Source organism: Imperialibacter sp. (assembly GCF_048007035.1).
Taxonomy (GTDB): Bacteria; Bacteroidota; Bacteroidia; order Cytophagales; family Cyclobacteriaceae; genus Imperialibacter.
In genome coordinates this window covers 3451548-3475624 of the sequence record NZ_CP180355.1, presented here as the reverse complement: position 1 = coordinate 3475624, position 24077 = coordinate 3451548, and the positions used below count along the sequence as shown (strand labels likewise).

Sequence of the window (24077 nt, the reverse complement as noted above, 5' to 3'; positions counted from 1 at the left end):
ATCCCGTAGGGATGACATATTGGTACACCATGATCACAAAAAACGATATCCTCGAAAATAACTCACAACAAAAAGCGCTTCACCAAAAGCGCTTCACTCCATTAGCCGACACCCTCACCGACCAGGGCATCGACGTGGAATCGGTTTTGAAAAAGCTAGACACCTTCCAAATTGCTGTCCCGAGTTGGGCGCTTGGCACGGGAGGCACCCGCTTCGCACGTTTCCCTGAAGGAGGGGAACCTCGCTCCCTGGAAGAAAAGATAGAAGACGTGGGTCTGCTGCACCTGCTCAATGCTTCCAGTAACGCCATCAGCCTCCATATTCCGTGGGACATTCCGAAAGATGCGACAGCCATCAAGCAACTCGCTTCTTCTCACGGACTGCTATTTGACGCCGTCAACTCCAACACCTTTCAGGACCAGCCCGACGCCAAAGTGTCTTACAAATTTGGTTCGTTGTGTCATGTCGACAAGCATGTAAGAGACGAAGCTGTTGCGCACAACAAAGAAGTAATCGATCACGGTGTGGCGCTTGGATCAAAAGCCCTGACGGTGTGGCTGGCAGACGGCTCGTCCTTTCCCGGCCAGTTGAATTTCAGAGAGGCACTACAGCGCACGCAGGATTCCCTGCAGCAAATCTATGACCACCTTCCGGCCGACTGGAAAGTGCTGGTTGAATACAAACCTTACGAGCCCTACTTTTATTCGATGGTGATACCAGACTGGGGCACCTCGCACTTGCTGGCCAGCTCTTTAGGCGAAAAAGCTCTGAGCCTTGTCGATCTCGGGCACCACCTCCCCAACACCAATATCGAGCAGATTGTGGCCATTTTGATGATGCAGAAGAAGCTGGGGGGCTTCCACTTCAATGACAGCAAATATGGCGACGACGATTTAACCGTTGCCAGCATCAAACCCTACCAATTCTTTCTTATCTTCAACGAACTGGTAGACGGTATGCAAAACACAAAGAACCCCGAGCTCTCCTGGATGATCGACGCCAGCCACAACTTGAAGGATCCAATCGAGGATTTAATTCAGGCTATTGAAGCTATCAAAATTGCATATACTCAGGCGCTCATTGTTGATAGAACAGCATTGAAAAAGGCTCAGAGCGTCAACGACGTATCGGCTGCGCAGGAGGTGCTTCAAAACGCCTTCCGTACCGACGTACGGGCCCTGGTGGCAGAATCCCGCATGCGCATGGGGGGAGCTTATGATCCGTTAAATTCTTTCAGAGAAAATCAGATACGAAAGCAGCTTATTGCAAAACGTGGATTAAAAACGGTAGCAACCGGCCTCTGATATGGGAAAGCCAGTCACCCTTATATTCGATATTGGGAAGACCAACAAAAAGCTCTTCTTGTTTGACGAAGATCTCTCCGAAATCTCGCATGAATACATCAGGTTTGATGAGATCCCTGACGAGGATGGCTTTTTGTCGGAAGACCTCACATCCCTTGTTAAATGGGTGAAGGAGAGCGCCAACAAAGTCCTTCAAGACCCCACTTACGACGTCAAGGCAATCAACTTCTCGACCTATGGTGCTTCCATGGTACACCTCGATGAACAGGGAGAGCTGGTTACTCCCTTTATCAACTATCTGAAGCCATTTCCTGATGAATTATCAAAAGACTTCTTCAGCAAATATGGCCCGGAGGAAAGGTTTTCTGTGTCTACTGCCAGCCCGTCCATGGGAATGCTTAATTCTGGCCTACAGCTATACTACCTGAAATATGCCAAGCCAGAAGCGTTCAAAAAGCTCCACAGGAGCCTTCATTTCCCCCAGTACCTCAGCTACCTGTTTACAGGTGAAGCCACCACAGACTTCACCAGCTTAGGCTGTCACACAGGACTTTGGGATTTTGGGCAAAACAAATATGCCGACTGGCTGGAGAAAGAAGGACTAGTTCAGTTTCTCACTCCCATCGAGGAATCTACAAAAACTACCCATATCGACATCAAAGCCAAGCTGATCCATGTGGGCATAGGCGTGCACGACAGCTCTTCTGCCCTCGTGCCCTACATTCAGGCCAATGATGATCCTTTCGTACTCATATCAACGGGCACCTGGAGCATTTGCATGAACATCTTCAACGACAAGGTGTTGACGGCCGCTGAGCTAAGCGCCGATTGCTTGAATTTTTTCAGCGCAAAGGGCATTTCAGTCAAGGCTTCCAGATTATTTCTGGGAAAGCATCTTAGTAATCAGGCAAAGCTATTAAGTGAGTTTTTCGGCATCGACTATCAAACTTACAAGTCCGTTGCCTGGAAAAAAGAATTCAAGTCAAAGAGGAAATCAAGCAAAGCACTTTTGTTCGATCATAGTGTACTGCACCCGGAGCGATTAGGCTTTGCAAACAACCCGAACCAGGATCTTTCTATTTTCGGGAGCTATGAAGACGCCTATTTTCATCTTATCGATGAACTAACGGATTTGCAGATTGCCTCTCTCAAGCTGGCCATTGGGGACACAGATATCAAAAGAATATTTATTGACGGCGGCTTTAGCTCCAACGAAGTGTTTGTAAAAATGCTGGCCAACAAACTGCCCGCTTATAAAATTTATTCCACATCTTTTGCTCTGGGCACTGCTCTCGGCGCTGCATTATTGGTAAATTACCGAACCATCACCAACGAGTTTTTGAAGAAAAACTACAATGTCAAAAAGCACTTGCCCACTAAATAAAGTACTTGAAAAGAACAGAAACATTTGACGATGAATTTTCCAATTTGACCAAAGATATTAAAACGATTAAGCGCCCTCTTCGGCGGGTGGAGGAAAAATTGGCGGGCTGGTGAGCGAAAAGGCCTGTGCGTTTAATTTTTCAAGGACTTTTGCCTACTTTTTGTCCTTAAAAAGTAGGAGCCTGCCCGGCTTGAGGGCGATAAACCACGAGCAATAAGCTTCTATGAAAATTGCGCTCTTCATTCCCTGCTACGTCGACCAATTCTACCCTCAGGTTGGCATTGCCACTTTGGAGCTACTGGAAAAGCTGGGCTGCGAGGTGGATTACCCAAAGAACCAAACCTGCTGCGGTCAGCCAATGGCGAACTCAGGCTATGAGTCAAAAAATGAAAAGATTGACGAGCTGTTCATCGATAATTTTGCAGGATACGATTACGTCGTTTGCCCCTCAGGTAGCTGCACCCTCCACGTGAAAGACCACCTGCATTCAGCTAGCAGGGAAACTGAAGCTGGCTCGATTAGAAACAATGTGTACGAGTTGGTAGAATTCCTGCACGACATTCTGAAAGTTGATAAAATTGAAACCGCCTTTCCCCACAAAGTGGGACTTCACGCCTCATGCCATGGGCTGAGAGGCTTAAGAATTGCGGCAGCTCCGGAGCTAAATATTCCGCCATTTAATAAGACTGCCAGCCTCCTTCAAAAAGTGGAAGGGCTTCAGCTGGTTGACCTTGACATGCCAGGAGAGTGTTGTGGCTTTGGCGGCACGTTCGCAGTTGGCGAGGAGGCGCTGTCTGTGAAAATGGGAAACGACAGAATTAAAGACCATACGAGCCACGAAGCTGAGTTCATCGTGGGCAACGACATGTCGTGCCTGATGCATCTGGAAGGCATTATCAATAGAAACAAACTGAGGGTGAAGGTAATGCACGTGGCGGAGATCTTAAACGGAGTATCTTTATGAGCCACAGTACCAACACCGAAACTTTCCTCAAAGACAATAAAAAAGTCGATTGGCACAACGAAACGCTATGGTGGGTGCGGAGCAAGCGTGATGTGTCGAGCAAGCAGATCCCGGAATGGGAGCAGCTGCGGGAACTGGCATCAGGCATCAAAGACAGCGTACTTTCCAATCTTGCCAGCTATTTGGAGGAGTTCGAAAAAAATGCCGTAGCCAATGGCATCAATGTGCATTGGGCGGCCGACGCCAAAGAACACAACGAAATAGTAACCTCGATTCTTCAGAAGCACAACGCCCAAAAGCTGGTAAAAAGCAAATCGATACTCACGGAAGAGTGTCACCTCAACGAGCACCTGGAAGAGCATGGTTTTGAAGTAGTCGACACTGATTTGGGAGAGCGAATCATCCAGTTTGTGCGGCAGCCTCCCAGCCATATAGTGATGCCAGCCATCCACCTGAAAAAAGAGGATATTTCAGAAATATTCCACGAGCACCTACAGACAGAAAAAGGCAACAACGATCCCCAATACCTGACGGAAGCCGCCCGGCAGCACCTCCGCAACAAATTCATAGAAGCGGACATCGCCCTGACTGGTGTCAACTTCGGCATTGCAGAAACAGGCGGCTTCGTTGTTTGCACCAACGAGGGAAATGCTGATATGGGCGTTCATTTGGCTCCTGTTCACATTGCCTGCATGGGCATCGAAAAGCTGATCCCGAAGCTGGAGCATCTCGGTGTTTACACCCGACTGTTGGCCCGCAGTGCCACAGGCCAGCCCATCACCAACTACACCAGCCATTTCCACAGGCCAAGATCAGGCCAGGAGATGCATATCATTCTGGTAGACAATGGGCGCACGGAGCAGCTCAGTCGGGAGAAGTTCCGCAACAGCCTGAAGTGCATACGCTGCGGTGCCTGCATGAATACCTGCCCGATTTACCGCCGCAGTGGTGGCTACAGTTACGACGCCACCGTGCCCGGGCCGATTGGTTCCATCCTGTCGCCAGGAGTGGATTTAAAGAAACATCAATCGCTTCCTTTTGCCTCTACGCTGTGTGGGTCCTGCAGCGACGTGTGTCCCGTGAAAATCAATATCCATGAGCAGCTGTACGAGTGGAGGCAGGTAGTGGCCGATGAAAAGCTGGACGGAGCTGGAAAGAGAGTTTCGATGACATTAGCTGCCAAAGTGCTCTCTTCGCCGTCGCTCTACAATATGATGGGGAAGCTGGCCAGAAAGTCGCTGGCACTGCTGCCAAAGTCTCTGATCAACAACCCCCTCAATGCGTGGGGCAAGCAGCGAGACTTGCCTGATCCTCCCAGGGACAGCTTCAAAGAGTGGTACGCCAAAAACCGGAAATCATGAGCAGCAGAGAAAAAATACTGGGCAACATCCGCAAGCTGGGACTTGAGCCAAAGCCACTGCCTGAAATTCCAGCATTTGAGGTAAGTAAAGACCTTGAGGCTACTTTTACCACTTCACTGGAAGCCAACCACGTAACTGTTATTTCATGCAGAAGCGAAGAAGAAGTCAAAGCAGCAGTTGCGGAACAGACCAGGGCCTATCAACAGGTGATAACCACACTGCCTGACCTTTATTCCTCAGGAATAGACCTTTCTACAGTTAAAAAGCCCTCGGATCTGCGATACGTTGAAGCTGGCATCATTAAAGGCGCTTTTGGCACAGCAGAAAACGGAGCTATTTGGGTGCCAGAAAATCTTGCAGGCTTAAGAGCCTTACCTTTTATTGTGGTGCATCTAATTGTGCTAATTGATCGCAAAACGCTGGTAGGCAACATGCACGAGGCGTACAAAAAGATTGAAGAAATCCCCGGCTTCGGCGTATTCATCGCCGGCCCTTCCAAAACAGCTGATATTGAGCAGTCACTAGTAATTGGAGCCCACGGGCCGAAAAAGATGACGGTGATGGTTCAATAACTATGCAACTGCAACTCAAACATTGTTAAATTATTCAAATTAAGTAATTTGTGCATATGTCCTCCAAAATAGGTATGCAAAATGGAACTTATAGATTCCGATCATTTAACCGAAATCATAAAAGAATCTCATGTAAAAGGCTTCAGCGATCTAAATTTTAGCTATTCTGACCTCTACAACATTCCTTTTTTTCTGTTGGAAAGACCAATCCTGCTTTCTTCTGAAAACGAAAGTTATATCACACTTGAGCTGAGTCATTTAAAATTTCTCAATCTCTCTTCAAACCATATAAAGAAAATTAACCCCAAGGTTTCTACTTTCTCTTCTCTCGAAATACTCAACCTTTCTAACAATAAAATAGAGCATCTCCCAAGACAAATTACCGAGCTTCGTAAGCTAAGAGTCTTAATCTTGTCAAACAATCCTCTCGTCAAAGTGCCAGAAAAAATAGCCTCTATGCAGAGTCTAGAGCATTTAGACATTTCCAACACGGGAGTTTATGATTTACCTAGCAATTTCAAGTTTCTTAGTAATCTCAAGAGCCTAGATCTTTCTAACTGCGCCATAACATTTCTACCCAAAGAAATTATAGAATTACCCTCCTTAGAACGAATTGAGTTAGCCGGGAACCCACTAATCGACCCCCCGATCGAAATTGCTGTGAAGGGCCTAGATGCGCTAAAAAAGTATTTTGAAGAGCTCGGAACTGCGGACGAAAAAGACTTCCTCTACGAGGTTAAGCTACTTTTGGTTGGCGAAGAAAGGGTGGGTAAATCTTCTTTAACGAAAGCCTTAAGTGATGAAAATTATTCATTTGATCTATATGAAAAAAGCACTGAAGGTATCGACATAAAAAAATGGCTTATCCAAAAAGCAAAACTCAACCACGGAAAAGACTTTCAAATCAATATTTGGGACTTTGGAGGGCAAGAAATCTATCACGCTACCCATCAGTTCTTCCTCACCAAAAGATCAATCTATTTTCTAGTTACTGAAGCTCGAAAAGATCTTCGGCATGATGACCTCTTCTATTGGCTGAATCTAATAGAGGTTCTAGGAGGCAAAAGCCCAGTCGTTATTGTTGTTAATAAAAGTGACCAACCCTATACTTTCTTTGCGTCGGACTCATACAAAGAAAGGTTTCCGAATCTTTTGCAAGTGGAAAATGTGAGCTGCGTTCCTGGTCATAGTGATTCAATTGACCGTCTAAAATTAACAGTTTATTCGATTCTCAAGGATAAAAATCTAATGCCAGACATAGGAATCGAACTACCCAAAGCCTGGGTTAACATTAGAAGAGATTTGGATATTTTAAGAGACGAAGGAACAAACTTCATAGATACAGCGAGGTACTTCAAAATTTGTGAGAAATATTCTTTGAATAAAGAAAGAGCTTTATTCCTGAGTGATTATCTACATGACCTTGGAGTCATATTACACTTCAGACAAGATTTTCTTCTAAAGGATACGATTTTTCTAAACTTTGAATGGGTGACAAAAGCAGTCTATTGCATTTTGGATAACCCAAAAGTCATTTCGCAAAAAGGTGAGTTTACGAGCGAAGATTTAGAAAGCATATGGAAGGACAATGGGTTTACTAGCAAGAAAAATGAACTATTAGCACTAATGAAAAACGATAAATTCGATATCTGTTTTGAAATAGTAGCTAACAGATACCTAGCACCGCAGCTACTACACCCCGATAAGATCAAAACAAATTGGCCTGCTTCCGAAGATTCGATTCGGTTCGAGTATTGGTATGAATTTATGCCCAAAGGAATTATATCTAGGTTCATCGTTAAATGCCATCAATATATTTTCGATGATGTCTACTGGAAACACGGGGCGTTATTTCAATACAATGATACCAAGGCACTTGTTGAAGAAAAATATTTTGAAAGCCCCAAAAAGATAAGTATAGAGGTTACTGGTGGCGCTAAAAAGGAGATTCTTGCAATATTTAGAGGGGTATTAGAAGATATTAATACAAGTTTTAATAAACTGGTTGTCCGTGAGATGATCAAATGCTGTTGTAAAACGTGTAGGAATCATGTCACCCCAACATTCTTTGACCTTGGCGAACTTTCAGACCGTTTAAAAAACAGTAGATATTTTATAGAGTGTCGGCTTCCTCCATATGAAAGAATAAGTATCTCAGATATGGTAAATCATATCTTATCGGACATAGAGTTCCCTAATCTATCAACGGTGCCTCTGGGCATGGAGGATTTTGAACTAAAAAAGACTACTGAGAAACTGGAAAAGTCGAACGAAAGGCTCACCTCGTTGAAAAAGTTAAATGCAGAGATTAGTTCAGCTAAGGTAGAATTGCAAGAGATGGAAAGTCAAAAGAATGAGTTAGATGCTGAAGCAATAGAAAAAGCTAAGAGAATAGGGTGGCTTTATGTCTTATTAAACATTTCGGTTGTTTCAATTTGGCTATTTTTTATATTTCACTTCGGCTGGGACATCATGGAGAAATGGACTTTTATTTCAGGATTGGTACTCGCAGTATGTAACAGTATTTTTTTCATAGCAAGGCAATATACCTTCAATCAATCCGATATTTGGAAAAGAAAACTAAATTCTATTCGGGATAGCCTGTATAAAAAGAATCGATTTAGCCTGGACAAGTATGCCAAAACGAAAAAGCAGCTAGAAAAGCTTGAGGAAGAATATCAACACAAATTAAATCAATGACTTGACACAGTTATTGTAACACTCTCTTCCGACCTGTGATCGACTCGATCATCGGTAAATTGAGCTAATCCCAGCCGCCACTCTTCACACGGTCTTGCGACCAGCTAGCGCTGTGGGCACGACACTCCTGTCCAGAAGCACCTACTCCACCATCGCCTCAGCTTCTATCTCCACCAAATATTCCCTTCCAACCAAATTGGCCTGTACCAGTGTATTGGCCGGCTGAATGTCTTTGAAGCGCTTTCCGTGAACTCTGGCCACAGCTTCCCAGTCATCTATATTTCTGACAAAGATTCTGGTCCTCACTACCTCTTCCAAGGTTGCGCCCAGCGACTGCAAGGCACCTTCTATTTTATCAAGTGCGAAGGTGGCCTGCGCTGCGGGGTCATTTCCACCTATAGCCTTGGCCCCATGAGTAGCAGTCGTGCCTGAAATCAAGATTCTGTTTCCTTTTTTCACTGCACGGCTAAAGCCTGCCAGGTCTTCCCACTCCGTGCCACTCAATGCTTTTATTCTTCCATCACTGCCTTCGGTGGTTGGATATGGAACCGGGATCGCCTCCACATGATGGCTAAGATCCCCTGAAGCTGTTAAAAACGGTGGCTTCCGGTACTCATCGCCACAATCGCCTGGAATAGGACTGAACCCTACAATTACATTTTCAATAGCTTTCTTGCTGTCAGCATCCAACCGGAAGTCAAACAACCTGAGGTTGTCCATCACGTGCTCACTTTCTCCCAGTCTGGCACCGACGATGACCCCACCCACGGCAGGCTGCTCGAGCATATAGCGGGTCGCTACATTGGCCATTGACACATGGTATTTTTCGGAAAGTTTTGAAAGCACCTGTAGCAAATCCTGCAGTTTCTTCCAGCCTCCAGCCACATCCACAAATCGCTTGTATTTCATTTGAGACCAGGTCAAACTTGCCTCCTGCTTGGGCTCGGGCTTACCCAGCCACTTCTCGGTCAGGAAACCGCCGGCCAATGTGCCAAATGCCAGGATTTTCACTCCATGCTTTTCACACACAGCAGCCATGTCTCCTTTTGCTCTTTGATCTAGCAAAGAATACGATATTTGGTTCGATACCACTTTTATCCCACTTTCCAGCACCATATTCAAATGGGCTGCATCGAAGTTCGTGAGGCCAATTTGCTTCAGCAGCCCCTCTTCTCTCAGCTCTTCCAGCCAATAAAGACAATCGAGCCAGATCGGGTCAGCGTAGTTCCAGGCATGAAACTGCATCAGGTCAAGCTGCTCCATATTCATGCGCACAAGCGCAGTGGCCACAGCCTCTCTCACGTCCTTTTTTGTCACCTGACCAGGACTGGGCACCCATTTTGTCAGCAAGTTCACCGGCCGGTAGTCGGCATATTTCTTTTTATAAATCCCAGCAATGATTTCGGCTGAGCCATAGTGATCCGCCATATCGAAGGTGACCAGTCCGGCATCTCCATAAGCTTTCATCGACTTGGCAGCGGCCTCAAGATCCAGCTTTTTGCCGTCTCTTTCCATGTCGGCTACCTGCCACAACCCCGTAAGAACTCTCGATATCTTAAGGTCAGGTGCCAATTCACAATATTCCACTCTATTACTCATAGCTAATCTTATTCAGGGGGTAGTTGCGAAAACCTCTCCGACAGGTTGACGCCCTGTTTGGTGAGTTTTCCTTTTTCACGAAAATAAATCATTGTAGCGACAATCATCACCACTATCCATATAAAGGTAGAATGGAAATACCATGCACCGGGACTGCTTGCCAGGTCTTTGACGATATGTACAATGAGCAGGCTGCCCAGCAAACCAGCACCGGCAACAGCAATAAAAACCTGCTTCCATCGCTCCTTCACCACCACAATGCCTTTTGCCAGCGTTGGATTTCTTTTCTGCAAAGTGTAAACAGAGATCACCATCAAAAGGAAGTTAACGAGCATGGACGTCACCATAATATCTATCCCTAAAAAGAAGTCGCTCGCCAGGTGGCATCCCAAGATCCCGATCGAAGCCATAACTCCGCTGACGACAATGGCCATTGCCGGAGTTTTCCGCACGGGGTGCACCCGAGCGACACTCCTGGGGAATATTCCGTCCTCAGCCCAGGCAAACATAAGTCTGGAAACCGACAGGATCATGGCCGGCAAGTCGTTGATCAGCGCAATGGCAGCGCCAGCCAAAATAAGCACACCCCAAACAGGGGGCAGCACATAGCTCAACAGACCAGGCGCTGAAATATCTTTTTGCATAGATTCAGTGGCAATGAAATCCCACGGCACGGTATGATAAACAGCCCATGTGAATAGGAAGTAAAACGCACCCACAGTCAGAATGGCGATAGCTATCGCAATGGGCAGCGACTTGCCCGGATTTTTCGCTTCTCCTCCTGCCTGCGCTATCGAGTCGAACCCGATAAAGCTGGAAAACAGCAAGGCCGAGGCTGTTACAAAAATCTTCCAATCAAATGCCTTGCTTGCCGCCTCTGCTATTTGCCTGCCTTCTTTTACCTGAATGGCAGACACGAAGTCGGCCTGGTCATGTGCAAAGCCCACCACAATTACAATAGCACCGAGACCGAACATCAAAAACATCAGCGGGATCAGTGTACGCTCATAAAGTTTAATGCCCTGAATATTGACAAGAACAAAAATCCAAAGGAAAGCAAATGAAATAGCCAGGCGAACCAACCCCAACTCCAAAATTTCTCCTATTTCCGGCCACCCAAGGCCAAAGGCGACATCTCTCAGGAAAGGAACGCCCACGTAAGACACAACGCCGATGGCCACGGAAAGGCCAAACCATTGGGAAAAGCTTGCAACAAAACCCAGATATGGATTGAGGGATCTACTTACATGGACATAGCTGCCACCCGCCCTGGGCATAGCCGAACTGAGTATGGCATAGGCCATGGCTGCAAGAATGGCAGGCACTGCGGCCACTAAAAAAGCCGGAAGCACATAAGGGCCGATCCCCGGCACATTTCGCTGTATCATGAAAGGCACCACGTTGATGCCCGCCCCCATCATCGAGCAAATACCAGTAGCTGCAAGGCCCAGAATGCCCATTTGCCTTGTCAGTCCTGTTTTCACTCCACCATCTTTTTTTGCCATCTCACATCATTCAAATCTACCGTCTCCTGAGGATATAGTTAAACCTTTTGACGGTCACCACAAAATCATTTTTGATGATGCACCTTCGATGTTCCCATTTCAGTGAAAAATCTTTTTCAGGAAGGAAATTTCTCTGCAACGGTTTGTTAAGAACTTTGCAATCGATTTCTCCGAAAAACACAACCTCTAATGGCCTGATTACGTTGCAATGAAACGAATCTTTTATTAAGAAAAAGGGTTAAATTTGTACAAATCATTGAGAAGTTGACACTGCATGGTGTTTGAATGGAAATTGATTGACTTGAAAGTTGACACAACAATGGATACGATAGATAAAAAGAATATAGCGCTTGTTGCGCACGATTATAAAAAGAAAGACCTGATTGAGTGGGCACTCTTTAACAAGGGTGTATTAGCTGGTCATTCTCTTTTCGCCACCGAAGCTACAGGGAACCTTGTAGAAAAAGAGCTTAACTTACCTGTGACCAAGGTAAAAAGTGGCTCTATGGGTGGTAATCAACAAATAGCCACTAAAATTTCCGAAGGAGAAATAGATATTCTCATCTTTTTCTGGGACCCTTTGGCACAATTGCCAAGCGACCCTGAAGTGAAGGCGTTGCTGCGAATAGGCATGGCCTGGAACATTCCCGTTGCCTGCAACAGAGCAACAGCGGACTTCCTTGTCTCATCTCCACTGCTAAATTCCTCTTATCAAAAACAACAGCCCGACTACAAAGCGCAGGGAAAGGAAAACCTTTCCGAGTCTTTCTTCTCTGACACTGACGAGAACTACGGCCTGCTGTTGACCATTTAGTAGCTTACATCACCGAAACTTAATCAAACACCCGATCCGTAAAATGAAATGGATTTGGGATAGGTTTGCTATTTTAGCACACATTTAATCAAATTTGCACCATGTTATTATTAGGTATAGATATAGGAACTTCTTCCGTCAAAATTTCTGTAGTGGACGCCCAAACGCAAAAATGCATTGCTTCCACTCATTATCCGGAAACAGAGGCGACGATTTTGTCGCCAGAGCCTGGTTGGGCGGAACAATCCCCCAACATGTGGTGGGAATACACGCAGCAGGCCATTACCAAACTCAACGCTACCAAAAAATATAACCCCAAAGACATTGGGGCTATTGGCATTGCCTACCAAATGCACGGGCTGGTGATAGTGGACAAAGACCAAAAGGTACTGCGTGACTCAATTATCTGGTGCGACAGCCGGGCGGTAGAAATAGGCGATAAGGCGTTCAAAGCCATCGGCAAAAGCGTGGCCCTTTCGTCTCTGCTCAATTCTCCCGGTAACTTCACAGCTTCCAAGCTGGCTTGGGTCAAAGAAAATGAGCCTTTCTTGTACGACAAAACCTACAAGCTCATGCTCCCAGGTGACTTCATTGCCATGAAGTTCACTGGCGAAATTACCACGTCAGTTTCCTCTCTTTCTGAAGGAATTTTCTGGGACTTTCAAAAGGACGAGCTTTCTGACCCGGTATTCAACTATTTCGGTTTTTCAAAAAGCATGGTGCCCGACATCAAGCCTGTCTTCTCGGAGCATGGCACAGTAAGCTACGCCGTTGCCGAACCGTTAGGCTTGAAAGCTGGTATTCCTGTCACCTACAAGGCCGGAGATCAGCCCAACAACGCCCTGTCACTCAATGTATTTGAGCCGGGCGAAGTGGCAGCCACCGCAGGCACCTCCGGTGTTATCTATGGTGTAACTGATCAGGTAAGCTACGATCCGCAGTCGAGGGTAAACACGTTTGCCCACGTAAACTACGCCAGTGAGAAAAAGAGGTTGGGCGTGCTGCTGTGCATCAACGGTACGGGCATAATGAACCGCTGGATAAAATCGGTGGCTGGACAGCATCTGACCTACGAACAAATGAATCAAGAAGCAGCCAAAGCCAAACCTGGCAGCCGGGGCCTCTATGTGATGCCTTTTGGCAACGGCGTGGAACGAATGCTCGAGAACAAACTAATAGGTGCCCACATCCACACCATTGACCTCAACACTCACGGCCCACACGAATTGTTCAGGGCAGCGCAGGAAGGTATTGCCTTCTCGTTCCGTTACGGACTCGATATTATGAGAGACAATGGCATGAGCCCTAAGGTGATCAGGGCTAGTTATGCCAACATGTTCCTGAGCGATGTGTTCACAGAGGCATTTGTGAACGTAACAGGCGTGCCTGTAGAGCTCTATGAGGGTGATGGCAGTGTGGGCGCCGCTGTAGGTGCCGGCTTGGGCGCTGGCGTTTACGCAGACCAGAAAGACGCCTTCAAGAACATGAAAAGGCTTCGGGTAGTAGAACCTTCAAAAAATATCGATTATGAGCCACATTATGAAAAGTGGCTTGGAATTCTGAAAAGCCATCTTGGTTAATAGAAAAGGGCTGCTATCGTTAAACAATAGCAGCCCTTTTAGTTATTTGGCCCGTTAGTTTTCGTATTCGTAAACAGTCTTTGAAGTATACGTGGCAGTTGGATTCTGGTAGCCAACATACTTCACCTGCTTCTCCATAGGGTAGCCGCTTTGATAAGTATAGGTGTACTGGCCAGGCACATATATTGGGAAGCTCCCGGCATAACTTTGAGTCTGACCATTCACGTTGTTCTTACTTGACTCACGAAGGAAATAGTCGGTAATTCCCAGCAAATAGTGTGGGTTGATAAAAGAATCGTAGTGCTTTTGGCTGGAACTAGATCCCGCTGTACCACCCACACCCGAATATTCAGAAACGATGTTTCCTTTATCAAATTCGTAGTGATAGGTGAAAAAATTCCCATTGTCAAAACTGTACCGTATGCCAGTAAACGTATCCGTTTGCGAGTTATATAACCAGACAGCTTCCTGACCTCCGTTTAATCCTGTTTGCACAACTTTTGAAACCTTGCCATCGCTTCTGTAATAGTACTGCTGCGTATCAAGCAGCGTGTTGTCCATAGTCCTTTTGACGTTATCCAGTCGGCCGTTCTTATACTCGTACCATGTGATTAGCTGGAGTACCCACTCATTGGTATCGTGATCGAAGTGATAAAAATCTCTCCTGGCTAGCTTGCCTTCCTCATTGTAAATGTAATCTACGTGGCTTTCCAGCTTCGAACCCTCAGCCAGCAGCATAAACTCAGTCTCACTCTTCAGCCTTTTGGCTGCCTTTTGCCCTTCCAGTTTCACTGCACGCTTCTCAAAAAGCTCCTCTCTTGTCAGCTCTCTCTCGTAAATATCGCCCCAGTGCGTCCAGCTAATGTAATAATTGTCGAATCTTGTCGGAATACTGATATTCTTCACGCCTTCAATATCTCTGCCAACTGACCACGAATTACCTTCGTCGTCGGTAGCCGTAATTAATACCGACGGCTTGACATCGTCATAAACAAACCCACCAACATTGACAGATGCACTAAAAGAAACAAGGGTCACTTCATCGCTCTTTCCGCCAAAAACCTCGACAGCGTAACCAAAGTCAGCTGCATCCTCCACCACAAAGACCTGGCCCACTTCTGTGTTAGCCACAATTGCACCCCCTGCTTTTCCGTCAACCACCAGTGGCAAGCCCATCTGGAGCTCCCCTCCCTTCAGCGATCCTTCGTGCGGAGTTGCCAGCACCACTTTATCCTCTGCATTGAAAACTACAAAGCTGGAAAGCCGGTACGTGGCCGAAGGCATTTCAAATTCCTCAGTGAAATAACTCCCTGCCTTGAGGGAAAGTGTTACTTTCTTATTGCTCACCACCTCTACCTGATTGTTGTCCGTCATGGCAATTACAGCATATGCTGGTTGCCTTTCGGAAGCGTTGAAAAGTGGAGGCGGGTTAAAAGAAAGCTTTATTGATGCTTTTTGACTTCCTGGGTTTTCATTTTCACCTGGAAGTGCATCGTCGTCGCCAGAACAGGCAGCAAACATACCCACCAGGGCAGTGGCTGCAAAAAAGTTAAGAAATTTGACCTTCATGTTTATTTGAAAATTAAAAATATTGCTACTCGCTTTAAAAAATTCACCCGGTAGAAGTTTCGGTCAGTAGATGTGGATGGTAAAGCTGAAGAGTAGACGGAAATCGAAATCGAAAGGTTGGAGATGCCACAAACAATTTTTCATCATGACGCAATTGACGCTACCATTCCCAGCGGAATAACAATTGGGAAAAGTTATAAAATGGAAAATATTTCGCCTTCATCTCATTATTCTGCTAACTTAACGCCCTGTTTTTTAAACCCCTAAAAACACTTAAAACATGGCAATAACTCTTGGAGAAAAAGAATTTTTTAAAGGCATAGGTCAAATTAAATTTGAAGGACAGGGCTCCGACAACCCTATGGCCTATCGCTGGTATGACGAAAATAAAGTAGTAGCAGGCAAAACTATGAAGGAGCACTTGCGGTTTGCAGTAGCCTACTGGCACTCCTTTGTTGGCAGTGGTGCCGATCCTTTCGGAGCACCTACGCATATTTTCCCCTGGGACGTGAAAGGCGATGCAGTAGAAAGAGCAAAAGACAAGATGGATGCTGCTTTCGAATTCATGACAAAATTGGGCCTTCCGTACTATTGCTTCCACGACGTGGACGTGGTTGACTATGGCAACAACGTGGTTGAAAATGAAAAAAGGCTTCAGGCCCTTGCTGAGTATGCCAAGAAAAAACAGGCGGCCAGCGGCGTAAAATTACTCTGGGGCACAGCTAATCTTTTCTCTCATGTCCGGTACATGAATGGCGCTTCTACCAACCCGGATTTCCATGTGCTGTCACACGGTGCAGCGCAGGTAAAAGCCGCTTTGGATGCGACAATCTATCTTGGAGGCGAAAATTACGTGTTCTGGGGAGGTCGTGAAGGCTACATGTCGCTACTGAACACGGACATGAAGAGAGAGCAGGATCACCTGGCGATGTTCCTTCACAAAGCCAAAGACTATGCCCGTAAGCAAGGCTTCAAAGGCACCTTCTTCATTGAGCCTAAGCCATGCGAGCCCACCAAGCATCAGTACGACTACGACTCAGCCACTGTAATTGGTTTCCTTCGTCAGCACGATTTGCTCAAAGATTTCAAACTGAATATCGAAGTAAACCATGCTACATTAGCTGGTCATACATTCACCCATGAACTACAAGTAGCATCCGATGCAGGCTTGCTTGGTTCTATTGATGCCAACAGAGGCGATTACCAGAACGGCTGGGATACTGATCAGTTCCCTAACGATATCACCGAGGTGACCGAAGCTATGATGATCATTCTGCAAAACGGAGGCTTTGGTGGTGGTGGCATCAACTTCGATGCTAAGATCAGAAGAAACTCTACTGACATGGAGGACTTGTTCTATGCCCACATTGGTGGCGTCGACATCTTCGCCCGTGCACTGGTAGCTGCCGACAATATTTTGCAAAAGTCGGAATACAAGAAGATTCGCAAAGACCGTTATGCCTCATTCGATAGCGGAAAAGGCAAAGAATTTGAGCAGGGTAAGCTCTCTTTGGAAGATCTTCGCAACTATGCTGCCGAAAACGGAGAGCCAGCCATGACCAGTGGTCGTCAGGAATATATCGAGAACCTGATCAACAGGTACATCTAGACCAAAACCAGCCAGAGTATCAAAAGCGATGCTCTGGCTTTACCTCACCAATATGAAACCTACTATACTACTTTGCTTATTGGCCCTGGGCCTAAACGCTTGCACAATGCCTACTAAAGAAAAGACCGAGGAGACTACAACCGCCTCCCACATATCTGCTGCAGATTGGGGTGAGGTAGATGGCAAAAAGGTTCAGCTATTCACGCTGACTAACGACGCCGGTTCTGAAGTGAAAATCACCAACTATGGCGGAATTGTTACTAAGTGGAATTTCCCCGACAAAAATGGAAAGGTTTCTTCCATTGTCTTGGGCTTCGATAGTTTGAAAACATACCTGGCCGGCCATCCGTTTTTTGGGGCAATCGCAGGCCGATATGCTAACAGAATAGCCAAAGGTCAGTTTACCATTGATGGAGAAACTTATACTCTGGCTAAAAACAACGGAGAGAATCACCTTCACGGCGGCAAAAAAGGCTTTGACAAGCAAGTGTGGGTGGCCAAGGCAGTGGATGGAGACGAGCCTTCGCTGGAACTCAGCTACTTGAGTGCCGACGGCGAGGAAGGATATCCTGGCAACCTGCAAGTGAAAGTAGTTTATACTTTGACTGCCAAAAATGAGCTAAAGATCGACTACACAGCCACTTCTGATAAAGCTACTGTTCTCAACCTCACTAACCACAGTTACTTTAACCTGACCGGGAGCCCCGCCAACACCATCTTGAACCATGAGTTAAGGATTAAAGCACAAAAGTACACACCTGTGGATGCTGGGCTAATTCCTACCGGTGAATTGGCCCCCGTGGCAGGAACACCGTTCGACTTTGGCCCGGCCATGAAAATTGGCTCCAGAATAGCAGATACTGGTGGCGATCCTTACGGCTACGATCACAATTTCGTAATTGACGGAGAGCCGGGAAAATTAAGACCAGGGGCCATCGCTACCGACTCTATTTCTGGCAGAAGGCTCGACATGGCCACCACCCAACCAGGCGTCCAGTTCTATACCGGCAACTTCCTGAACGGCAGCGTGAAAAGTGACGATGGGATACCTTACAGTAGAAATACTGGCTTTTGCTTGGAAACGCAGCATTTCCCTGACTCACCCAACAAGCCTGACTTCCCAAGCGCCCTGCTGAAACCAGGGGAAACATACCACGAAACAACCGTGTACAAAATAAGCCTGATGGAGTAGTGACCACATTGGTGCAGAAACAAAAAGCACTGTCCTTAGGGCAGTGCTTTTTTTCTATAAAACTTCTCTAAACCCACCCGAATTTTCTGATCAGCCCCATTCATTCAACTCGAATGACACCTCTTCTTTAGCTATAATCTTAATTGATTTCATAGCTTCCGGGTGCAATGGGTTGATCAAGAGGTTATGCTCCGCCGAATAGCTGGACAATGGAATACGGCAAGAGGGCACCTTCAAAAAGGGTGACATCATACGCTGCGCCCAATTGGTACCAAACGCCTGAGTGGAGGTCGGGTAAGGGCGACGACCCCAGTCAGGCGGCAAATCCTCCGACATCAGGTGAGGTGCGTCTGCATTTATCTGAATGGTGATCAATACCCATGACCCGTTCGCCACTACTGGCCCCTTAATAGCCAGCAGTTCCATAAACGTGATGGCGCTGACGTTGCTGGCATAAATAATGGGGGTGCCGGGGAAATTCCACCTGCCGCCAGCCCTTCCATAGCCCAGGGGCGTTGAGGCAAATATCTTATTGATTAGTCGAAAGTATTTCACCTACAAAACGTTGCCCCACAACAGCGCCTCCATAGCATTGTCAACCAGCTCTATTCCATAGGGGCTTTTGATTAATTCAATAGGCTTTTGATTGCCCAAGGCCTGGTTGACAGTAGAGAGCCATTCTTTCAATTGCTTCTCCGACCCAAAAACCTTCACCCCCTTAGCAATGATGTGGTCAATATCATACATGGCTTTGGATCTCATTTTACCTATCGTTTTATCACCTTTATCCCACCTGAATAACGTGCTGGGATCAACTTCCAGCACACCAGATAACTCCTGCTGACTATAGCCCAGGTATTGCACCATTGGCTTAATGCGTTCATAAACAAGCTCCGGCTCTTTGGCCATCAACGGCGGATCATCATTCTGAGCATAAGGCTTGAGAAAATGGTACGCTTCCGTGTCTACATTAATTGTAGCCACTTCGTTATTCACGTTTGCTATCCGCCACGAACGCTTTTCAGACCTATTGCTTTCCTCAGCCATAAATTGTTTTCTTTTCGCCCACTCCAACTGCTTACCTACTTACATCAGCTTATGGAGTTATTGCATTTGCAATACTAATATACGCTTTTTGCAATAATTTAGTTACAACAATGTAGCTTTTTTCAAGAGACTCCTGGTTAAATCACTTTCCGATACTCTTTTCTATACTCCAGCGGAGCCATGCCCGTGATCTCCCTGAACTGACGATTGAAGTTGGAAAGCGTTTTGTAGCCACATTCAAATCCAACGGCCGCCACGGAAAGTTCACCGTCCACAAGCATATGACAGGCCTGCCCCACTCTTACCTCACTTACAAATGAGGAGAAGGTCTTGTTCGCCCTCGTTTTAAAATACCTGCTGAAGGCGACTGGGCTCAGGTTCGCCAGCGATGCCGCTTCTTCAAGCGTAATCTTCTGTCTAAAGTTGTCAATGACGTAGTGATGAACCAGATTCATCCGGTCTCCGTCAGACGCTTTCAATTGAAAACTGGCCGGGCCCGACGACACATATCTGTACTCCTTCGAATGTGCAAGTGCACTGAGTATCTTCAAAAACTGAATAACGCTTTCGATCCCCTCCGAATTCACCATTTTGAGCATCCACTCTTTTACCTGACTCCGTGTATGTCCATAATATTCCAGCCCTCGCTTTGCTTTTTCGAAGAGATACTTCAAACCAGCAAGTTCCTCTTTTTCCAACATTTGATGGCCTAGAAAATTCTCATCGAAGTAAATAACAATACCTCTTGTTGACAGCTGACTGTCCTTGGCAAAATAAGACTCATGGCACCGCCACAGATGGGGCAGATTAGGACCAGAAAGTAACAGGTCGCCTTCCTTGAAGGGCTTGATCGTATCCCCGACAAACCTGGTTCCATGGCCCTTGAGCACGACAAAGAGTTGATACTCCGGGTGAAAATGCCAGTTGGGGTCGAAATACGCATCCTGCAGGTCTTTGATAACAAATACCCTTGAATCAGGAATGGCGGATTTTTGAATAGGAACTCTCATGGGTGAAATGCGATACGGCTTGGTTTCAGTGCCACAATTTTCTCATAAAAAAGAATAAATGACTGATAAGTAAGTTAAAATAAAGTCAGAACAGGTCAAAAAAGTGAGAGCATTAGTGAATTCTATTTTGCAATATTGATAGTCAAAAATGAACTGTGTTGTCAGATTGACAGATCACATGCATTTTAAATACGCCTCATTGTTGAATAAATAATAATCATCCAAGCGTAATCGGTAGTCGAAAACAACTAAGTAATGAAATACACAATACCTACTTTAACCTCCGCCAGAGCAGTTCTCGGGCTTCTCATTTTGGCAATCACCCTGTTCTTTACCTCATGCAGCAATGACAGTGGCCCAAGGAGGCTGGAAATCCTTTTTCTGGGACATGCAAGTGAGCACCATCCTTCAGAAAAATATGCTCCTATCCTGGCGCAGGCCGTCGCACAAAAGGGCATTAACATTTCCTACACGAACGATCCCAATGATTTGAACGCCACCAACCTGGCCAAATTTGATGGACTTATCCTTTATGCCAACCACGATTCAATTACTTCCTCACAGGAAAAAGCGTTGCTGGATTTTGTTGAGGGCGGTAAAGGCTTCATCCCCATCCATTGTGCCACCTGGTGTTTCCGTAATTCGCCAAAAGTGGTCAATCTGATGGGGGGACAGTTCAAAACGCATGAAACAGGCGCTTTCACAGCCGACATCCTGATGCCGGAGCATCCCGTGATGCAAGGTCTATCGACTTTTGAAACATGGGATGAAACCTACGTGCACGACAAGCTCGCCAGCGACAACACCGTTCTGATGGAAAGAGTGGAAGGCGATCATCACGAGCCATGGACATGGGTAAGAAACCAGGGCAAAGGCAGAGTGTTTTATACCGCTTACGGACACGACGAGCGCACATGGAATAACCCTGGCTTCCAGGATCTTGTAACAAATGGGATTTTTTGGGCTGTGGGCGACGAGGCAGCACAGAAAGCCAAACAATACAAAATAGCCAGGCTCAGCTATTCAGACGCCGTAATACCCAACTACGAAAAGAGAGACCCGGCACCAAAGCTTCAAGCACCCTTGTCTCCCGATTCGTCAATGACACATATCCAAATACCTCCGGGGTTCGAGCTGTCGCTTTTCGCATCGGAGCCTGATATCATCAACCCAATTGCCATGGCCTGGGACGAAAAAGGCCGCCTTTGGGTGGTTGAAACCGTTGACTACCCCAACACCGTGCGTGACGAAGACGGTGTGGGTGACGACAGAATCAAAATTCTGGAAGACACCGATGGTGATGGCAAGGCCGACAAGTTCACAGTATTCGCCGACAAGCTCAACATACCAACCAGTATAGTATTTGTGAACGGGGGCATCCTGATTTCGCAAGCACCATTGTTCTTGTTTTTGAAAGACACCGATGGTGATGACAAGGCAGACGTAAGAGAAGAAGTAATGGGAGGCTGGGGAGTATCTGACACTCATGCCGGACCATCCAACTTAAGATACGGGTTCAACAACAAAATTTGGGGCACCGTAGGCTACTCTGGCTTTGAAGGTAAAATTGGCGACGATGATTTTGAGTATGACCAGGCAGTCTTCAACCTCAGCCGTGACTTCAAACACATGTCGCACCACACCCGCACAACCAACAACACATGGGGACTGGGCTTCACCGAAAACAACGACATTTTTGTTTCGACCGCCAACAATACCCACACGGCATATGTCAATGTACCCTATGCCTTCACCAAAAAAGTGAAAAACTTCTCGAACGACTTCGCCACCAAACTGGACGGCCACTACGCCATGCATCCTGTAACCAAAAACTACAGGCAGGTCGATGTGTTTGGCGGATTCACAGCTGCAGCCGGGCACAACTTTTATACTGCCCGTCGCTTCCCGAAAGAATATTGGAACAGGGTTGCTTTCATAGCCGAGCCAACCGGCAAGCTGCTACACAAAGGCATATTTGAAGTAGACGGCGCCGGCTTCAAAGAAAGCGACGGCTGGAACATGATGGCGGCCTCCGATGAGTACATGTCACCTGTGCATGCGGAAGTGGGCCCTGATGGCAACCTGTGGGTACTCGATTGGTACAACTTCATCATTCAGCACAACCCTACCCCGACTGGCTTCGAAAATGGAAAAGGAAATGCGCATGTGAACCCACTACGTGACCGCACCCATGGCCGGATTTACAAGATTTCCTACAAAGGTGCCCCGGAGGCCGAAAAGATCGTTCTCGACCGCAAAGAACCAGCTTCCCTCATCAAAGGCTTGAAAAGCAGCAATATGTTTTGGAGGCTTACTGCCCAGCGTCTGATTGTTGAGGAAGGTGACCAAAACATCCTTCCACAGCTTTATGAATTGATTGGCTCATCCAAAGAAGATGAGATAGGCGTAAATGCACCAGCCATTCATGCCATTTGGGCAATTGAAGGCCTTGGCGCACTGAATGGAACAAATGAGGAAGCTACACGAATAGTGACCAACGCCTTACGCAATGCAAATCCGGGCGTTAGGAAAGCTGCCATTCAGGCTTTGCCAAAGAATGCTACTACATTGGAATCATATTTCAACGCTGGGTCATTTAATGACCCTAATCTTAACACAAGACTCGCTGCATTTATCGAGGCGTGTTACATGGCTCCTTCCAACGAGCTGGGTAAAATGTTCTTTGAAGCTAGCCTCAACGAAGAAAATGCAGCCGATCAATGGCTATCCAAGGCTGTAAGGGCCGGGTCGCTAGCCCACAAAAACGGTTTCATTGCAACCTACCTGCAAAACACAACCGAACTTAAGCCCGAAGGACTCACGGAGCAAATCTATTCCAGCACCAGCTTCACGCTCCTGAACCTTGGCGGCACCAAGTATGTAGCTGCAGCTGACTTCCCTTCAGTGGTAGGCAAAGAGATTTACCTCAGCGGCAATATCTGGAAAGGCAATACCATACTCAACGGGATGCTTATCCAGCACGGAGACAAGGTTAACGGCTATGGTGTATTTGCCGACAACGATGACTTCATTGTCGTGGTCAACCAGAATGGGAAAACATATACCGGAAAAGGTACGGCCGATATGCCGGTGAGCTTCAAATGGGAGTTTCAGCTAACCGAGGCAGGTGCCACTTTTATCGTGAATAATGTCCCGGCGGTTTCTGTAAAAACCGGAGGGTTGTTTGACAAGGAGCTAAAACAGGGGCTGCGCATCGACAAGGAAGCTGATGGCATGACCGGGGTTAAAAGCGGCACCATAGAACGCTTCACCCGGGGCATTTACAACCTGGTGGCAGAAGTGGGCGGCGACAATAACCTATCGGCTTCTCTTGACGCCGACAAGGTGATCGTGCTGAAGACAATTCCAAACAAAATGGAATATGACCTCAAAACACTTGAAGTAGAGGCAGGCCAGACCATCGCTATTATTTTTGAAAACGTCGACTTCATGCAGCATAACCTGCTCATTGTGAAACCAGGCACACTGGAAACCGTGGGAGCCGCTGCAGACAAAATGGCGGCTGATGCCAACGGCGCTGAGAAGAGCTACATACCTGATGTTCCGGAACTGCTTTACTCAACCAGGCTGGTAAATCCGGGAGAAAAAGTAGTGTTGACCTTCACTGCACCATCGGAGCCAGGCAACTACCCGTACCTGTGTACTTTCCCGGGCCACTGGAGGATCATGAATGGCATTTTGAAAGTAACAAACGGCAAATCAGCCGACTAAATTGAAAATATCAAACTCACGTCAAGGCACTTGCTTCAGACGTGAGTCTTGATTTCCTTTATCCATTACCAAACTTACCTACCGGTCTCAGAACCGTCCACCCCGGCAAATGCCGGGGTGGAACCTGAGGCTTCT

The 24077-nt window shown here is 46.6% G+C and carries 17 protein-coding genes; 11 read left to right on the top strand and 6 right to left on the bottom strand.

Features of this window, described 5'->3' with window-relative positions:
• The first annotated feature begins 11 nt into the window (after positions 1-11).
• From ACMVP2_RS14945 to ACMVP2_RS14920, 6 genes are all read left to right on the top strand, one after another.
• Positions 12-1304: a TIM barrel protein gene (locus ACMVP2_RS14945; protein ID WP_416864089.1), complete on the top strand. Its 1293-nt coding sequence runs from the start codon at positions 12-14 to the stop codon at positions 1302-1304.
• A 1-nt stretch (position 1305) separates the two neighbouring features.
• Positions 1306-2688: an FGGY-family carbohydrate kinase gene (locus tag ACMVP2_RS14940; protein WP_416864088.1), complete on the top strand. Its 1383-nt coding sequence runs from the start codon at positions 1306-1308 to the stop codon at positions 2686-2688.
• Between the two features lie 223 nt (positions 2689-2911).
• Complete coding sequence (locus ACMVP2_RS14935; protein ID WP_416864087.1) at positions 2912-3652, top strand: (Fe-S)-binding protein; 741 nt, start codon at positions 2912-2914, stop codon at positions 3650-3652.
• Positions 3649-5013, top strand: a complete 1365-nt coding sequence (locus ACMVP2_RS14930) for a lactate utilization protein B (protein ID WP_416864086.1) — start codon at positions 3649-3651, stop codon at positions 5011-5013. Before ACMVP2_RS14935 ends, ACMVP2_RS14930 begins: the two co-directional genes overlap by 4 nt.
• The gene (locus tag ACMVP2_RS14925) at positions 5010-5585 is read left to right on the top strand and encodes a LutC/YkgG family protein (protein ID WP_416864085.1); all 576 of its coding nucleotides are present in this window, start codon (positions 5010-5012) and stop codon (positions 5583-5585) included. Before ACMVP2_RS14930 ends, ACMVP2_RS14925 begins: the two co-directional genes overlap by 4 nt.
• Before the next feature lie 81 nt (positions 5586-5666).
• Positions 5667-8285, top strand: coding sequence for a COR domain-containing protein (locus tag ACMVP2_RS14920; protein WP_416864084.1), 2619 nt, complete (start codon positions 5667-5669; stop codon positions 8283-8285).
• Between the two features lie 141 nt (positions 8286-8426).
• Here ACMVP2_RS14920 and ACMVP2_RS14915 read toward each other — a convergent pair whose 3' ends face one another.
• Positions 8427-9884 carry an aldo/keto reductase gene (locus tag ACMVP2_RS14915; RefSeq protein WP_416864083.1) on the bottom strand — a complete coding sequence of 486 codons (1458 nt, stop codon included), beginning with the start codon at positions 9882-9884 and terminating at the stop codon, positions 8427-8429.
• An 8-nt stretch (positions 9885-9892) separates the two neighbouring features.
• Positions 9893-11389: an APC family permease gene (locus ACMVP2_RS14910; protein ID WP_416864082.1), complete on the bottom strand. Its 1497-nt coding sequence runs from the start codon at positions 11387-11389 to the stop codon at positions 9893-9895.
• A 319-nt stretch (positions 11390-11708) separates the two neighbouring features.
• Here ACMVP2_RS14910 and ACMVP2_RS14905 point away from each other — a divergent pair, with 319 nt between their 5' ends.
• Positions 11709-12203, top strand: coding sequence for a methylglyoxal synthase (locus ACMVP2_RS14905; RefSeq protein WP_317488151.1), 495 nt, complete (start codon positions 11709-11711; stop codon positions 12201-12203).
• Positions 12204-12304: 101 nt separating this feature from the next.
• Positions 12305-13783, top strand: coding sequence for a xylulokinase (locus ACMVP2_RS14900; RefSeq protein ID WP_416864081.1), 1479 nt, complete (start codon positions 12305-12307; stop codon positions 13781-13783).
• A 54-nt stretch (positions 13784-13837) separates the two neighbouring features.
• Here ACMVP2_RS14900 and ACMVP2_RS14895 read toward each other — a convergent pair whose 3' ends face one another.
• Positions 13838-15352 carry a hypothetical protein gene (locus tag ACMVP2_RS14895; protein WP_416864080.1) on the bottom strand — a complete coding sequence of 505 codons (1515 nt, stop codon included), beginning with the start codon at positions 15350-15352 and terminating at the stop codon, positions 13838-13840.
• 280 nt (positions 15353-15632) lie between these two features.
• Here ACMVP2_RS14895 and xylA point away from each other — a divergent pair, with 280 nt between their 5' ends.
• Both xylA and ACMVP2_RS14885 read left to right on the top strand, forming a co-directional pair.
• Entirely contained in the window at positions 15633-16961 is a 1329-nt protein-coding gene (xylA, locus tag ACMVP2_RS14890; RefSeq protein ID WP_339791921.1) for a xylose isomerase, read from the top strand.
• 106 nt (positions 16962-17067) lie between these two features.
• Positions 17068-18153, top strand: coding sequence for an aldose epimerase family protein (locus ACMVP2_RS14885; protein WP_416864079.1), 1086 nt, complete (start codon positions 17068-17070; stop codon positions 18151-18153).
• 90 nt (positions 18154-18243) lie between these two features.
• Here ACMVP2_RS14885 and ACMVP2_RS14880 read toward each other — a convergent pair whose 3' ends face one another.
• From ACMVP2_RS14880 to ACMVP2_RS14870, 3 genes are all read right to left on the bottom strand, one after another.
• Positions 18244-18708: an RES family NAD+ phosphorylase gene (locus tag ACMVP2_RS14880; RefSeq protein WP_416864078.1), complete on the bottom strand. Its 465-nt coding sequence runs from the start codon at positions 18706-18708 to the stop codon at positions 18244-18246.
• Complete coding sequence (locus ACMVP2_RS14875; RefSeq protein WP_416864077.1) at positions 18709-19200, bottom strand: antitoxin Xre/MbcA/ParS toxin-binding domain-containing protein; 492 nt, start codon at positions 19198-19200, stop codon at positions 18709-18711.
• 137 nt (positions 19201-19337) lie between these two features.
• Positions 19338-20210 carry an AraC family transcriptional regulator gene (locus ACMVP2_RS14870; RefSeq protein ID WP_317488158.1) on the bottom strand — a complete coding sequence of 291 codons (873 nt, stop codon included), beginning with the start codon at positions 20208-20210 and terminating at the stop codon, positions 19338-19340.
• 255 nt (positions 20211-20465) lie between these two features.
• Here ACMVP2_RS14870 and ACMVP2_RS14865 point away from each other — a divergent pair, with 255 nt between their 5' ends.
• On the top strand, positions 20466-23942 hold the full coding sequence (locus ACMVP2_RS14865; RefSeq protein ID WP_416864076.1) for a PVC-type heme-binding CxxCH protein: 3477 nt from the start codon (positions 20466-20468) through the stop codon (positions 23940-23942).
• The last annotated feature ends 135 nt before the right edge of the window (positions 23943-24077 follow it).

Coding starts and splice junctions, on each gene's coding strand:
- ACMVP2_RS14885 (WP_416864079.1), top strand. CDS start 17,068: ATGCCTACTAAAGAAAAGACCGAGGAGACTACAACCGCCTCCCACATA.
- ACMVP2_RS14930 (WP_416864086.1), top strand. CDS start 3,649: ATGAGCCACAGTACCAACACCGAAACTTTCCTCAAAGACAATAAAAAA.
- ACMVP2_RS14915 (WP_416864083.1), bottom strand. CDS start 9,884: ATGAGTAATAGAGTGGAATATTGTGAATTGGCACCTGACCTTAAGATA.
- ACMVP2_RS14935 (WP_416864087.1), top strand. CDS start 2,912: ATGAAAATTGCGCTCTTCATTCCCTGCTACGTCGACCAATTCTACCCT.
- ACMVP2_RS14905 (WP_317488151.1), top strand. CDS start 11,709: ATGGATACGATAGATAAAAAGAATATAGCGCTTGTTGCGCACGATTAT.
- xylA (WP_339791921.1), top strand. CDS start 15,633: ATGGCAATAACTCTTGGAGAAAAAGAATTTTTTAAAGGCATAGGTCAA.
- ACMVP2_RS14875 (WP_416864077.1), bottom strand. CDS start 19,200: ATGGCTGAGGAAAGCAATAGGTCTGAAAAGCGTTCGTGGCGGATAGCA.
- ACMVP2_RS14895 (WP_416864080.1), bottom strand. CDS start 15,352: ATGAAGGTCAAATTTCTTAACTTTTTTGCAGCCACTGCCCTGGTGGGT.
- ACMVP2_RS14865 (WP_416864076.1), top strand. CDS start 20,466: ATGAAATACACAATACCTACTTTAACCTCCGCCAGAGCAGTTCTCGGG.
- ACMVP2_RS14870 (WP_317488158.1), bottom strand. CDS start 20,210: ATGAGAGTTCCTATTCAAAAATCCGCCATTCCTGATTCAAGGGTATTT.
- ACMVP2_RS14910 (WP_416864082.1), bottom strand. CDS start 11,389: ATGGCAAAAAAAGATGGTGGAGTGAAAACAGGACTGACAAGGCAAATG.
- ACMVP2_RS14920 (WP_416864084.1), top strand. CDS start 5,667: ATGGAACTTATAGATTCCGATCATTTAACCGAAATCATAAAAGAATCT.
- ACMVP2_RS14945 (WP_416864089.1), top strand. CDS start 12: ATGACATATTGGTACACCATGATCACAAAAAACGATATCCTCGAAAAT.
- ACMVP2_RS14900 (WP_416864081.1), top strand. CDS start 12,305: ATGTTATTATTAGGTATAGATATAGGAACTTCTTCCGTCAAAATTTCT.
- ACMVP2_RS14940 (WP_416864088.1), top strand. CDS start 1,306: ATGGGAAAGCCAGTCACCCTTATATTCGATATTGGGAAGACCAACAAA.
- ACMVP2_RS14925 (WP_416864085.1), top strand. CDS start 5,010: ATGAGCAGCAGAGAAAAAATACTGGGCAACATCCGCAAGCTGGGACTT.